This window comes from Streptomyces antnestii, from assembly GCF_004005495.1.
Taxonomy (GTDB): Bacteria; Actinomycetota; Actinomycetes; order Streptomycetales; family Streptomycetaceae; genus Streptomyces; species Streptomyces antnestii.
This window is the reverse complement of the sequence record NZ_RZYA01000013.1, coordinates 182,968-196,788: the sequence shown is the minus strand read 5'-3', so window position 1 is coordinate 196,788 and position 13,821 is coordinate 182,968. Positions and strand designations below refer to the sequence as shown.

Here is a 13,821-nt window from a genome sequence, read left to right as displayed (position 1 = left end):
CGCGGGACCCCTTCTCCAACTTGGGGAACACATGCGTATTCGTGCCACTGTGGCCGCGTCTCTCGGTGCCCTGGCCCTGACGGCCGTCATCGTCCCGGCCGCGCAGGCCGCCGGCAACTCCGAGGTGCGCGCCGCCGCTTCGCAGGCCACCGCCCACGCGTCGAAGTCCGCCTCGCCGAAGGCCACCGCCTTCTCGGCGACCGGCACCGCGGACGACCAGCAGGGCGACACCGCCATATCCAACGTCGTCGTGAACGGCGGCAAGGACGTGGTGCTCGGCACCACCGCCAAGAAGACCGTCACCGTCACCTTCACCGCCACCGACAACTCCGGGATCGACACGAGCACGGGTTACGCCGTGCTGTACCACGGCACGGACATCGACCACTCCGACTACGGGTCCGTCCCCAGCCAGCAGGTCGGTGACGCGAACAACTGCGCCACGACCAGTGCCACCACCGCGACCTGCACGATGACCTTCACGATCGACCCGCACGCCGACCTGGCCAACGCCGCGGCCGGCTCGTGGAAGACGTGGGCGATCGCGAGCGGCAAGGACGGCGACTACTCCCAGCGGGAGAACGTCAAGACGTTCGGCATGAAGCGCTACTCGAAGCTCACCACCAACGCCGGCCCCGAGCCCGTCGCCAAGGGCAAGACCCTCACGGTCACCGGCTCCCTGACCCGCGCCAACTGGGACAACTACACGTACGCGGGCTACACCAACCAGCCCGTGAAGCTCCAGTTCAAGAAGGCGGGCACCACCACCTACACCACCGTCAAGACGGTGACGTCCTCCTCGACCGGCGGTCTGAAGACCACCGTGACGGCGGCCTACGACGGCTACTGGCGCTACAGCTTCGCCGGAACCTCCACCACCCCGGCCGTGACGTCGGCCAGCGACTACGTCGACGTGCGCTAGTCACAACCCCCCGTCACACGGGAAAGCGGCGGTCGACCCATTTCCACAGGAACTCCAGGGCGACCGCCGCCACCGCCGAGATGCCCACAGCCGTCCACGGCATCGCCGCCCCGACCAGCTTCAGCGCGAAGAACTTCTGGAGCGACGGCACCACGAGGACGAACAGGAAGCCCACGCCCATCGCGGCCACCAGGCACACCCGCCACCAGGTGTAGGGCCGCGCGATGATCGCGAGCACCCACATCGACACGAGGAACAGCGTCAGCGTCGCCGAACTCGTCTCGGCGCCGAGCGATCCCGCGCCCGTGTAGTAGTGCCGGGCGATCATGTACGTCAGGAACGTGGCCGCCCCGGCGACGACCCCGCCGGGGATCGCGTACCGCATGACCCGCCGGACGAAGTGCGGTCTGGCCCGCTCCTTGTTGGGGGCGAGCGCCAGGAAGAACGCGGGGATGCCGATCGTGAAGGTCGACAGCAGCGTCAGGTGCCGCGGCAGGAACGGGTACTCGACCTGGAAGCACACCACGAGGACGGCGAGCAGCACCGAGTAGACCGTCTTGACGAGGAACAGGGACGCGACGCGCGTGATGTTCCCGATGACGCGGCGGCCCTCGGCGACGACCGACGGCAGCGTGGCGAAGCTGTTGTTCAGGAGCACGATCTGCGCGACCGCCCGCGTCGCCTCCGAGCCGGAGCCCATCGAGACGCCGATGTCGGCGTCCTTCAGGGCGAGGACGTCGTTCACACCGTCGCCCGTCATCGCGACCGTGTGCCCGTGGGACTGGAGCGCGCCGACCATGTCGCGCTTCTGCTGCGGGGTGACACGGCCGAACACCGTGTTCTCGTCGAGCGCCTTCGCCATGTCCGCCCGCTCGGCGGGGAGCGTGCGGGCGTCGACCGTGTCCCGGGCGCCCGCGAGGCCCAGCTTCCCGGCGACCGCGCCCACCGACACCGCGTTGTCCCCGGAGATGACCTTCGCGTGGACGCCCTGCTCGGCGAAGTACCGCAGGGTGTCCGCCGCGTCGGGGCGCAGACGCTGCTCCATGGCGACGAGTGCGACGGCCTCCGCGCCCTCCTTGACCGCGGGGTCGTCGAGGTCGCCGCGGGCCCGGGCGAGCAGCAGCACGCGCAGGCCCTGGTGGTTGAGCTCCTCGGTCTCCGCGAGGACGTGGTGCCCGGGCGGCAGCAGGACGTCGGGCGCGCCGAGCAGCCACGCGCTGTCCGTGCCGTCGCCCTCGCTGAACGAGGCGCCGCTGTACTTGCGGGCGGAGGAGAAGGGCAGCGACTCGGTGCAGCGCCACTCCTCGCTGTCGGGGTAGGCGTCGATGATCGCCTGGAGGGATGCGTTGGGCCGCGGGTCGGACTCGCCGAGCGCGCCCAGGACCTTGGCGACGTACGCCTCGTCGGCGCCGCCCAGGGCGCGCACCTCGGTGATGTCCATGCCGCCCTCGGTGAGGGTGCCGGTCTTGTCGAGGCAGACGACGTTGACGCGGGCGAGGCCCTCGATGGCGGGCAGTTCCTGGACGAGGCACTGCTTGCGGCCGAGGCGGATCACACCGATCGCGAAGGCGACGGAGGTGAGCAGGACGAGCCCCTCGGGGACCATGGGCACGATCCCGCCGACGGTCCGCGCGACGGCGTCCTTGAAGGCGTGCTGCTTGACGACGAGCTGGCTGATGACGAGGCCGATCGCCGTCGGGACCATCATCCAGGTGACGTACTTGAGGATGGTGGAGATGCCGGAGCGCAGCTCGGACTGGACGAGGGTGAAGCGGCTGGCCTCCTCGGCGAGCTGCGCCGCGTAGGCCTCGCGGCCGACCTTGGTGGCGGTGAAGGCGCCGCCGCCCGCGACGACGAAGCTGCCGGACATGACCAGGTCGCGCGGGCGTTTGAGTACGGGGTCGGCCTCGCCGGTGAGCAGGGACTCGTCGATCTCCAGGCCGTCCGCCTCGGCGCACACCCCGTCCACGACGATCTTGTCGCCCGGCCCGATCTCGATCAGGTCGCCGAGCACGATGGCGGAGGTGGAGATCTCGGTGGCGCGTCCGTCGCGCCGGACCGTCGGTCTCGCCTCGCCGATGACGGCGAGGGAGTCGAGGGTCTTCTTGGCGCGCCACTCCTGGATGATGCCGATGCCGGTGTTGGCCAGGATGACGTAGCCGAAGAGGCTGTCCTGGAACGGCGCGACGCAGAGCATGACCAGCCAGAGCACGCCGATGATCGCGTTGAACCGGGTGAAGACGTTCGCACGGACGATCTCGGTCACGGAGCGCGAACTGCGGACCGGAATGTCGTTGACCTCGCCGCGCGCGACGCGCTCGGCCACCTCGCCGGCGGTGAGCCCGGCCGCCCGCGTGGGGACCGGCACCGGGTGGACCGGGTCCAGCTCGGAGCCCGCGTCGATGTGCGTCATGCAAACGACAGTACGGGCGGATTTGCGGCTTCACCCCTCGGGTGAGCCGACCCGATGGAGAGGGCTACTCGGGTGCCTGGCCCGCTTCGGCCGCCGCGCGCTTGAGCGCCTTGTCCCGGCCCCGTACGTACCAGATGCCGATGAGTCCGAGGCCGGCTCCGGCCAGGCACGTCCACAGCCACCAGGTGTGGCCGTGGTCCTCGAACCAGCCGTAGAACGGCAGCTGTGCCAGGAAGAGGACGAACCAGAGGATCGTGCCGCCCGTGATGGTGGCGACCACGGGCCCTTCGAGGGGCTCGGGTGCCTCGTGCTTAGGGGTCCACTTCTCCATGGGCACAGCTTACGAGGACACTCACGCGCGGCTGACAAGCGTCCCGCGGTCGGCCTGTGCGGACCCTCGCGCCCCAGGTCAGGCGGTGTGCAGGCCTGTCAGGTCAAGGGTCTACGCGCAGAGATGGCGATTTTTTGCTTAGATGTTCATACTGAAACAGTCTGTGTCTGGCTGCTTCTGTTCGTAGAAAACTCCAAATAGACGCCAGTCAGCGCCCCCACCAGCATCCCGATTCAGAGGTCATTCATGTCCACCTCGGCCCCCGCCCCGGTCGATGTCACCGAGCCGCCCCCGGCCCCGAAGAACGGCCTCGACCGTTACTTCAAGATCTCCGAGCGGGGTTCGACCGTCAGCCGCGAGATCCGGGGTGGCTTCGCCACCTTCTTCGCGATGGCCTACATCATCGTGCTGAACCCGATCATCCTCGGCAGCGCGAAGGACATGTACGGGCACCAGCTCGACAACGGCCAGCTGGTCACCGCGACCGCGCTGACCGCGGCCTTCACGACCCTGCTCATGGGCGTCATCGGCAACGTCCCGATCGCGCTCGCCGCCGGCCTCGGCGTGAACACCGTCGTCGCCCTCCAGCTCGCGCCCCGCATGACATGGCCCGAGGCGATGGGCATGGTCGTCCTCGCGGGCTTCGTCGTGATGCTCCTGGTGGCGACCGGCCTGCGCGAGCGGGTCATGAACGCCGTGCCGCTGGGCCTGCGCAAGGGCATCGCGATCGGCATCGGCCTGTTCATCATGCTGATCGGCCTGGTCGACTCGGGCTTCGTCTCCCGCATCCCGGACGCCGCGCAGACCACGGTCCCGCTCCAGCTCGGCGCGAACGGCCACCTCAACGGCTGGCCCGTCCTCGTCTTCGTGCTCGGCGTGCTGCTCACCCTGGCCCTGCTCGTGCGCAAGGTGCCGGGCGCCATCCTGATCTCCATCGTCGTGATGACGGTCGTCGCGGTCGTCATCGACGCGGTCGCCAAGGTCCCCAGCTGGGGCCTGACCACGCCCAAGTGGCCCGGCAACCCGGTCGAGATGCCGGACTTCGGGCTCGTCGGCAACGTCAGCATCTTCGGCGGGTTCCACCGGGTCGGCCTGCTCACCGGCATCCTCTTCGTCTTCACCGTGCTGCTGTCGTGCTTCTTCGACGCGATGGGCACGATCATGGGCATCAGTGACGAGGCCAAGCTGACCGACGAGAACGGTCAGATGCCCGGCATGAACAAGGTGCTCTTCATCGACGGCATCGCCGTCGCCGCGGGCGGCGCCTCGTCCTCGTCGGCGACCACCTGCTTCGTGGAGTCCACCGCCGGTGTCGGCGAGGGTGCGCGCACCGGTTTCGCCAACGTGATCACCGGCGGTCTGTTCGCCGTCGCGCTGTTCCTCACGCCCGTCGCCACGATGGTCCCGTCCCAGGCGGCCACGCCCGCGCTGCTCGCGGTGGGCTTCCTGATCCTGTCGGGGTCGATCCGCGCGATCGACTGGAGCGACTACACGATCGCCATCCCGGCGTTCGTGACGATGCTGATGATGCCGTTCACGTACTCGATCACCAACGGCATCGGGATGGGCTTCATCACCTTCACGGTGCTGCGCGTCGCGGCGGGCCGCGCCAAGCAGGTGCCGGTCGCGATGTACGTCGTCGCGGCGGTCTTCGCCTTCTACTACCTGATGCCGGCGCTGGGCCTCACGAAGTAGTCGCCCTCACGAATTAGTCGCCGCGTGAGCCACGGTGCTCACGCGGCACCGTAGAACCTCTCCGTCTCCTCGACCGCCGTTTTGAAGCGTTCGTCGAAGTCGTCACGAATGAGCGTCCGGACCACATAGTCCTGGACGCTCATTCCTCTTTTGGCGGCGTGATTCTTGAGACGGTCGAGAAGCTCACCGTCTATCCGCAGGCTGAGCACTTCCGATCCCATGCGCAACAGAGTCGCGGCCCCCCGTCCGCCCGCGCGTCACTTTTCGTGTCCACGTCACTCATATGGGTGACGCGCCGGGGCGGGGAGGATTCGGTGTCCCGTGTCACGGGAACCAAGTGGTCTTTAGCTAGAGTAATGAGTTAACCTAAGAACATGCCGGACCTCACCCATGGCGACGACGCAGCCGCCGTGAACGCCCTGCGCTCCGCAGTGATGCGCCTGTCACGCCGACTCAAGCACCAGCGGGTCGACGAGTCGCTGAGCCCCACCGAGATGTCGGTGCTCGGCACCCTCGCCCGCTGCGGCAGCGCGACACCGGGCGAACTCGCCCGCAAGGAGCACGTGCAGCCCCCGTCGATGACCCGCATCGTCGCGCTGCTCGAAGCCAAGGGACTCGTCCGGCTGGAGCCGCACCCCGAGGACCGCCGCCAGAAGGTCGTCACCTCCACCGAGCAGGCCGAGGCCATGCTCGAGGAGAGCCGCCGCAAGCGGAACGCCTGGCTGGCATCCCTCGTGGACCACCTCGACGACGACGAGTGGGCCAAGGTCCGCGCCGCCGCGCCCGTCCTGGAGAAGCTCGCACACCTGTAAGGAAAGCCCTTCGGGGCGTACGTCGACCCCGCCGTTCACGGCCGCCAAGGAGGCGAACCCACTTTGAGTACGGGACCCGGAGCAGACTCCGCCCCCGCACCAGCCGCCCTCGACACAACCGACCGCCCCCGCAAGAACTCGATGTTCAGCTCGCTGAAGATCCGTAACTACCGGCTCTTCGCGACCGGGGCCGTCGTCTCCAACACCGGCACCTGGATGGCCCGCATCACCCAGGACTGGCTGGTGCTCAGCATCACCGGCTCCTCCACGGCCGTCGGCATCACCACCGCCATGCAGTTCCTGCCGATGCTCCTCTTCGGCCTCTACGGCGGCGTCATAGCCGACCGCTTCGCCAAGCGGAAGCTGCTGTTCTTCACCCAGGGCGCCATGAGCCTGTCCGGGCTCTTCCTCGCCGCGCTCACCCTCACGGACAACGTCCAGGTCTGGCACGTCTACCTCGCGGCCTTCTTCACCGGCCTCGTCACCGTCGTCGACAACCCGACCCGCCAGTCCTTCGTCTCCGAGATGGTCGGCCCCGACCAGGTCCGCAACGCGGTCAGCCTGAACTCGGCGAACTTCCAGTCGGCGCGCCTGATCGGTCCCGCGGTGGCGAGCGCGCTCACCGCCGCCGTCGGTCCGGGCTGGGCGTTCCTCGCCAACGGCCTGTCGTTCCTCGCCCCGCTCACCGGCCTGATGCTGATGCGCACCCGCGAGCTGCACCACACGCCCCGCACCCCGCGCGGCAAGGGCCAGCTCCGCGAGGGCCTGAACTACGTCTCCAAGCACCCCGAGCTGATCTGGCCGATCGTCCTCGTCGGCTTCGTCGGCACCTTCGGCTTCAACTTCCCGATCTGGCTCAGCGCGTACGCCGACGACGTGTTCCACGGCGGGGTCGGCATGTACGGCGTCTTCAACACCCTGATGGCCTTCGGCTCCCTCGCCGGGGCGCTGCTCGCCGCCCGCCGCCGCTCGACCCGCCTGCGCGTCCTCGCCGGAGCCGCCGTCGGCTTCGGTGTCCTGGAGGTCGTGGCCGCGTTCTCGCCCGCCGTGTGGGCCTTCGCGCCGCTGATCGTGCTCCTCGGCATCCTCGGACTCACGGTCAACGTGACCGCGAACTCGTCTGTCCAGATGGCCACCGACCCCGAGATGCGGGGCCGCGTCATGTCCCTGTTCATGATGGTCTTCACCGGCGGTACGCCGCTCGGCGGGCCCCTCTTCGGCTGGCTCGCCGACCAGTACGGCGTCCGGATCAGCTTCGCCATCGGCGGCGTCGTGTGCGCCACCGCGGCGGTCGGCGTCGGCCTGATGCTGGCCCGCGCCGCGAACCTGCGGCTCAAGCTCGACCTGCGGCGCGGCGCCCAGCACGTGCAGTTCGTCCCGCGCGAGCAGCTGGCCACGGCCGCGTAGCGGGGCGCGACGCCTCGGTGTGGGGCCGGTTGGGCGCGGTCCGATCGACGGGGCGGTGCGCCGGACGCCGCGTGTCGGCCGGGCTGTGCGATTTACGTCACATCTGATGTCCTCTATCGGTTTGTCCCACACTGGCAGAGGAGAGCACGTACATGGCACAGCAGGCATCGGTCCGCCGGCCCCGACCACTCACCAAGCGGCTGCTGGCGGCCGCGCTGACCCTGGGCACCGTCGGCGCCGTCGGCGCGGCGGCCCCGCCCGGGCCCGGGGAGGCGCCGCGCAAGACGGACCACGGCTTCCTGGAGAGGGACCTTGTGTCCAACCTCGCGGGCAGGGCGGAGGTACGGGACAAGAACCTGGTCAACCCCTGGGGCCTGGCGCTCGCGAAGACCGGGCAGGTGTGGGTCTCGGACAACGGCTCCGACCATGCCACGATCTACACCGGCGCCGTGGACGGTCAGCCGGTCAGCGTCGTGCCCCTGGTGGTGGACTTCCCGCAGGACGGCGCTCCGACCGGGGTCGTACGCAACGACACCGACGACTTCCAGATCGGGCCCAAAGGCTCCAAGGCTCCCGCCAAGTTCCTCTTCGCGGGGGAGCACGGCGACCTCTTCGCCTGGAACCCGGACATCACCGGGACGGGCGTCGACACGGTCGCTCACGAGGACGCCACCTTCAAGGGCCTGGCGCTGGTACGTGGCAAGGACGACAAGGGGAAGCACGGCAAGGGGAAGCACGGCAAGGACGAGAAGTGCGATGAGTCGCGGATCCTCGTCGCGAACTTCAGTGACGCGCGCATCGACGTCTTCGACAAGGACTTCAACCCCGTACCGCCGACCGACAGCCGCTTCGAGGACCCGAACCTTCCTGAGGGACCCAACGGCGCGCACTACGCACCGTTCGACGTCAAGACGATCGGCTCGAAGGTCTTCGTGACGTACGCCCTGCAGGACGACCAGAAGCATGACGACGTCCCCGGCGTCGGCCACGGCTTCATCGACGTGTACAGCACGGAGGGGAAGCTGCTTCGGCGCCTCGTGAGCGGGACCGACACGAAGGGGCACGGGGATGTGCTGAACTCCCCGTGGGGTCTCGAAGTCGCCCCCAAGGGCTTCGGGAAGTTCGCCGGTGACCTGCTCGTCGGCAACTTCGGCGACGGCCACATCAACGTCTTCGACAAGAAGACCGGCAAGTTCAAGGGAACCCTGAAGCACCGCAACGGCGACCCGATCGAGATCGAGGGCCTGTGGGGCCTGCAGAGCGGCACCAAGCAGTCCGGCGGCAAGGACTCCGTCTGGTTCGCCGCGGGCATCAACGGCGAGGCGGACGGCCTGCTGGGCACCCTGCGCGCCGAGGACTGACCGCGCACTCCATGAAGGTCCGGCGGGTGGCCGACCACACCCGCCGGGCCGGCACCTGCCTCGCTTTCGGCCGACGGCCCGGGAATATTGACCTCATGAGACTCTTCGCCGCAGTCCTGCCGCCGGAGCGGGCCCTCTCCGAACTCGCGGGCGAGGTCGACCAGTTGCAGAACGTGCCGGGTGCGCGACGGCTGCGCTGGACGGGCCGCCCCGGCTGGCACTACACGCTCGCCTTCTACGGTGAGGTGGCCGACGACCTCGTCCCGGAGCTGTCGGAGCGGCTGGAGCGGGCCGCGCACAAGACGCCACCGTTCGAGCTGGCCATAGGGGGCGGCGGCCGCTTCGACGGCCAGGTCTTGTGGGTGGGCGCCACGGGGGACCTGGACACCCTTGCGCACCTCGCCCACCGGGCCGAGGCGGCGGCGCGCAGGGCGGGCGTGGAGATGAAGGAGCACCGCCGCTACCACCCGCACCTGACGGTCGCCCGTGGCCGCGACCACGCCGATCTGCGGCCCTTCGTCGATGTCCTCCACGAGTTCAGCGGCAGCACGTGGACGGTGGGCGAGCTGGGGCTCGTACGCAGCAATCTGCCGCGCTCCGGGGTGGCCGGGGAGCAGCCGCGGTACGAGAAGGTCGCCGGATGGCCGCTCGGCGCCGCAGGTTAACCTCGAAGGCGTGGACCCAAAGACCCGTAACCGGATCATGGCCGGTGTGCTCGTGCTGATGTTCGGCGTGGTGGCGGTGGCGGCGGCGGTAGGTAAGTAACACCGACCGCCGCGCCCCCGGCACATCCGACTACCAGGCGAACGCCTCCGGAGACGGCCCCGGCCCAGGGAAGATTTCTTCCAGGGCCGTGAGGATCTCCTCGCTCAGTTCCAGTTCGACCGCGCGCAGCGCCGAGTCGAGCTGCTCCGCCGTGCGCGGGCCGACGATGGGGCCCGTCACCCCCGGACGCGTGAGCAGCCAGGCCAGGGCCGTCTCGCCCGGCTCGAGACCGTGCTTGTCGAGCAGGTCCTCGTACGCCTGGAGCTGCGCCCGCGTCTCCGGGGCGCCGAGGGCTTCCGCGGCCCGGCCGCTCGCGCGGCGGCCCCCCTCGACCTCCTTCTTGATGACCCCTCCCAGCAGTCCGCCGTGCAGCGGCGACCAGGGGATGACCCCGAGGCCGTACTCCCGCGCGGCCGGGATGACCTCCATCTCGGCGCGGCGCTCCGCGAGGTTGTAGAGGCACTGCTCGCTGACGAGGCCGACCATCCCGCGCCGGGCGGCGGTCTCGTTCGCCTGGGCGATCTTGTAGCCGGGGAAGTTGGACGACCCGGCGTAGAGGATCTTGCCCTGCTGGATCAGGACGTCGACGGCCTGCCAGATCTCCTCGAAGGGAGTGCTGCGGTCCACGTGGTGGAACTGGTAGATGTCGATGTAGTCGGTCCCGAGGCGCCTGAGGCTGGCCTCCACCGCCCGCCGGATGTTGACCGCGGAGAGCTTGTCGTGGTTGGGCCAGGGGGAGTCGGTGCCCGCGCCGCCCATGTTGCCGTAGACCTTCGTGGCCAGGACCGTCTTGTCCCGCCGGTCGCCGCCCCGGGCGAACCAGCTGCCGATGATCTCCTCGGTGCGGCCCTTGTTGTCGCCCCAGCCGTACACATTGGCGGTGTCGAAGTAGTTGATCCCCGAGGCCAGCGCCGCGTCCATGATCGCGTGGCTGTCGGCCTCGTCGGTCTGCGGGCCGAAGTTCATCGTGCCGAGAACGAGCCGGCTGACCTTGAGTCCTGTGCGTCCGAGCTGCGTGTACTTCATGGAACACAAGCCAACGGCGTGGAGTGGGCTCTAGGCAAGGCCCCGGGGCCCCGTGCCCACCGGACCCCACGCCTGGCGCATCGCGCGGGCGAACGTGTCCGCGAGTTTGTGCTCGCCGCTCGCGTTCGGGTGCGTGCCGTCGTACGTGTCCGCGTGGATGTCGTACGACTCCGGCACGGAGGCGAGGAGCAGGGGTGAGCGGCCCGAGTCGAGGTCGGCGACCGCCTTGGCGAGGAGCGTGTTGAAGTGGGCGACCTCGGCGGCGAACGGCGCGTCCGTCTCGGCGCGCACGTTCGGGATGACCGGGAGCAGTACGAGGCGCACGTGCGGGTTCGCGGCGCGGGCGGCGGCGACGAAGGCGCGGACGTTGAGCGCGGTCTGCTCCGCGTCGGTGTAGAAGCCGAGGTCGATCAGGCCGAGCGAGATGAGGAGGACGTCGGCGCGTGCGGTGGCGACGGCGTCCTCGATGACGGGAGCCATGTGCAGCCAGCCCTCGCCCCAGCCGGCGAGGTGAGCGCGCGGGAAGGCGGGGTCGGCGTCCGCGTAGTCGTGGGAGACGGGTGCGTCGGCTGTCTTGTCGTAGAGCGTGTCGCGGGGGCCGACGATGGCGAACCCGTTGTCTCCGTCTCCGTACGCGGCCCGCAGGTGCTGCCACATGCGGTAGCGCCAGGTCAGTTCGCCCGCGCTGCCTATCGTCATCGAGTCGCCGACGAACATGAACCTGAGCATCCGCTCATCATCGCGGATCATGGGCGGCCAGGGCGTGTGACGCTGAGCACGCCCACCCTGGCAAGCTGGGGCCATGCGTTCGTTTCTGGGTGCGGCAGGGGCCGCCGTCGTTCTCGCGTTCGGTGCCGCCGCTCCCGCCGTGGCGGACGACCCCGGCAGCGACGGGTTCACCATCAAGGACCCCCGGATCACCGAGTCCAGCGGCCTCGCCGCGTCCCGCCTCCACCCGGGGATCTACTGGACGCACAACGACAGCGGCGACGGCCCGTACCTGTACGCGGTCGACGGGAAGACCGGGAAGACCGTCGCCACCCTCACTCTGACCGGTATCGGCGCGCCGCGTGACGTCGAGGCCATCTCGATCGGCCCCGACGACAACCTCTACGTCGGCGACATCGGTGACAACCTCGGCGGCTCCTGGTCCCACGTGTGGATCTACAAGCTGCCCGAGCCGAAGGAGCTGCGCGACCAGACGGTACGGGCGACGCAGTACGTCGTGAATTACGCGGACGGCCCGCGCAACGCCGAGGCGCTGATGGTCCATCCGAAGACCGGGCGCGTCTACATCGCCGAGAAGAACGAGGACGGCGGCGGCCTGTACGAAGGCCCCGCCACGCTGTCCGCCGCCGGCACGAACGTGTTCCGGCGCGTCGCCGGCATCGACCTGTGGGTCACGGACGGCGCGTTCTCGCCCGACGGCCGGCATCTCGCCCTGCGCGGCTACTTCGGTGGCATCTCGTACGCGTGGAAGGACGGGAAGCCGAAGCGCGAGGGGCAGCTGAACGTGCCGACGCAGCCGCAGGGCGAGTCCGTCACGTACACCCTCGACGGGAAGACACTGCTCTACGGGAGCGAGGGGCGGGGGAGTGCGGTGCAGCCCGTGCAGGTCGAGGGCGGGGCGGGCGGTGGCCCGAAGTCGCCGTCGGGGTCCGAAGGGTCGGGCGACGGGCGCATCGACACCGGCTTCAGCGCGAGCGCGGTCGGGATCGTCGCCGGGGTCATCGCCGTCTTCGGCATCGGCCGGCTGGTGCGGCGGCCCAAGCGGTAGCGGTAGAGGGTGATACGTCGATGGGGCGCCCGGCCAGTGCCGGGCGCCCCATCGACGTAGAGCCGGAGCTGGTGACTAGAGCTTCTCGATCACGTAGTCGATGCACTTCGTCAGCGCCTCGACGTCCGCCGGGTCGATCGCCGGGAACATCGCGATGCGCAGCTGGTTGCGGCCGAGCTTGCGGTACGGCTCCGTGTCCACGATGCCGTTGGCGCGCAGGACCTTGGCGACCGCGGCGGCGTCGACCGAGTCGTCGAAGTCGATCGTGCCGATGACCTGCGAGCGCTTCGCCGCGTCCGTGACGAACGGCGTCGCGTACTTCGACTCCTCGGCCCAGTTGTACAGGCGCGACGACGAGTCCTTCGTACGGGCCGTCGTGAACGCGAGACCGCCCTGGCTGTTCATCCACTCCAGCTGCTCACCGAGCAGGAAGAGGGTGGCGAGCGCCGGGGTGTTGTACGTCTGGTTCTTGCGGGAGTTGTCGATCGCTGTAGGCAGCGAGAAGAACTCCGGGATGTGCCGGCCCGACGCGTGGATGCGCTCGGCGCGCTCGATCGCGGCCGGCGAGAACGCCGCCAGCCACAGGCCGCCGTCCGAGGCGAAGGACTTCTGCGGGGCGAAGTAGTAGACGTCCGTTTCGGCGATGTCGACGGGCAGGCCGCCGGCGCCGGACGTCGCGTCCACCAGGACGAGGGCGCCCTCGTCGGCACCCGCCACGCGCTTGATGGGGGCGGCGACACCGGTGGAGGTCTCGTTGTGCGTGAGGCCGTACACGTCGACGCCCGCCTCGGCCTGCGGCTCGGGGTGCGTGCCCGGCTCGGAGGCGATGACGGTCGGCTCGGCCAGCCACGGGGCCAGCTTGGACGCCTTCGCGAACTTGGAGGAGAACTCGCCGAAGTTCAGGTGCTGCGACTTGTTCTCGATCAGGCCGTGGGTCGCGATGTCCCAGAAGGCGGTGGAGCCGCCGTTGCCCAGGATCACCTCGTAGCCCTCGGGGAGGGAGAACAGGTCCTTCACGCCCTCGCGGACGCGGCCGACCAGGTTCTTGACCGGGGCCTGGCGGTGGGAGGTGCCGAGCAGGGACGTGCCGGTTGCGGCCAGGGCGTCCAGCGCCTCCGTGCGCACCTTGGAGGGGCCCGCGCCGAAACGTCCGTCGGCGGGCTTGATGTCAGCGGGAATCTGGATCTCAGCCACGGCTTGAGGGTAGCGGGTCATTGGAACCCGGCATGCCGTGTGTCCGTTCGGTGAGACTTGCGCCTCGGGGCTCCGCCCCGGACCCCGGTCCTCAAACGCCGGACGGGCTGAATGGTGC

Annotated in this window: 13 protein-coding genes; 7 read left to right on the top strand and 6 right to left on the bottom strand. The window is 69.5% G+C overall.

The genetic code is table 11. The annotated features are described in order from the left end of the window. The first annotated feature begins 49 nt into the window (after positions 1–49). Complete coding sequence (locus EOT10_RS25710; RefSeq protein ID WP_317617361.1) at positions 50–922, top strand: calcium-binding protein; 873 nt, start codon at positions 50–52, stop codon at positions 920–922. 13 nt (positions 923–935) lie between these two features. Here the strand turns inward: EOT10_RS25710 and EOT10_RS25705 are convergent, their stop codons facing one another. Next, complete coding sequence (locus EOT10_RS25705; RefSeq protein ID WP_127830699.1) at positions 936–3,335, bottom strand: cation-translocating P-type ATPase; 2,400 nt, start codon at positions 3,333–3,335, stop codon at positions 936–938. A 64-nt stretch (positions 3,336–3,399) separates the two neighbouring features. Continuing rightward, a complete protein-coding gene (locus EOT10_RS25700) occupies positions 3,400–3,666 on the bottom strand; it encodes a DUF2530 domain-containing protein (RefSeq protein ID WP_127830698.1) in 267 nt (88 codons plus the stop codon). A gap of 246 nt (positions 3,667–3,912) precedes the next feature. On the opposite strand from EOT10_RS25700, the gene EOT10_RS25695 reads away from it, so the two are divergent. Then, positions 3,913–5,361, top strand: a complete 1,449-nt coding sequence (locus EOT10_RS25695) for an NCS2 family permease (RefSeq protein WP_127830697.1) — start codon at positions 3,913–3,915, stop codon at positions 5,359–5,361. A 38-nt stretch (positions 5,362–5,399) separates the two neighbouring features. Here the strand turns inward: EOT10_RS25695 and EOT10_RS25690 are convergent, their stop codons facing one another. Next, positions 5,400–5,582, bottom strand: a complete 183-nt coding sequence (locus EOT10_RS25690; protein ID WP_189492065.1) for a ribbon-helix-helix protein, CopG family — start codon at positions 5,580–5,582, stop codon at positions 5,400–5,402. A gap of 153 nt (positions 5,583–5,735) precedes the next feature. Here EOT10_RS25690 and EOT10_RS25685 point away from each other — a divergent pair, with 153 nt between their 5' ends. The 4 genes from EOT10_RS25685 (at position 5,736) to thpR (ending at position 9,606) form a co-directional block, all read left to right on the top strand. After that, positions 5,736–6,173 (top strand): MarR family winged helix-turn-helix transcriptional regulator, encoded by a 438-nt coding sequence (locus EOT10_RS25685; protein WP_127830695.1) that lies wholly within the window; start codon positions 5,736–5,738, stop codon positions 6,171–6,173. Positions 6,174–6,236: 63 nt separating this feature from the next. Next, positions 6,237–7,580, top strand: coding sequence for an MFS transporter (locus EOT10_RS25680; RefSeq protein ID WP_127830694.1), 1,344 nt, complete (start codon positions 6,237–6,239; stop codon positions 7,578–7,580). Between the two features lie 152 nt (positions 7,581–7,732). Beyond that, complete coding sequence (locus EOT10_RS25675; RefSeq protein WP_127830693.1) at positions 7,733–8,941, top strand: TIGR03118 family protein; 1,209 nt, start codon at positions 7,733–7,735, stop codon at positions 8,939–8,941. A gap of 95 nt (positions 8,942–9,036) precedes the next feature. Further along, complete coding sequence (gene thpR / locus EOT10_RS25670) at positions 9,037–9,606, top strand: RNA 2',3'-cyclic phosphodiesterase (protein WP_127830692.1); 570 nt, start codon at positions 9,037–9,039, stop codon at positions 9,604–9,606. 130 nt (positions 9,607–9,736) lie between these two features. Here thpR and EOT10_RS25665 read toward each other — a convergent pair whose 3' ends face one another. Next, positions 9,737–10,732: an aldo/keto reductase gene (locus tag EOT10_RS25665; RefSeq protein WP_127830691.1), complete on the bottom strand. Its 996-nt coding sequence runs from the start codon at positions 10,730–10,732 to the stop codon at positions 9,737–9,739. 30 nt (positions 10,733–10,762) lie between these two features. Then, complete coding sequence (locus EOT10_RS25660) at positions 10,763–11,461, bottom strand: GDSL-type esterase/lipase family protein (protein WP_127830750.1); 699 nt, start codon at positions 11,459–11,461, stop codon at positions 10,763–10,765. A 73-nt stretch (positions 11,462–11,534) separates the two neighbouring features. Here EOT10_RS25660 and EOT10_RS25655 point away from each other — a divergent pair, with 73 nt between their 5' ends. Further along, a complete protein-coding gene (locus tag EOT10_RS25655) occupies positions 11,535–12,509 on the top strand; it encodes a WD40 repeat domain-containing protein (protein WP_127830690.1) in 975 nt (324 codons plus the stop codon). A gap of 75 nt (positions 12,510–12,584) precedes the next feature. On the opposite strand, the gene serC is transcribed toward EOT10_RS25655, so the two are convergent. Further along, positions 12,585–13,703, bottom strand: a complete 1,119-nt coding sequence (serC, locus tag EOT10_RS25650; protein ID WP_127830689.1) for a phosphoserine transaminase — start codon at positions 13,701–13,703, stop codon at positions 12,585–12,587. Positions 13,704–13,821 lie beyond the last annotated feature (118 nt).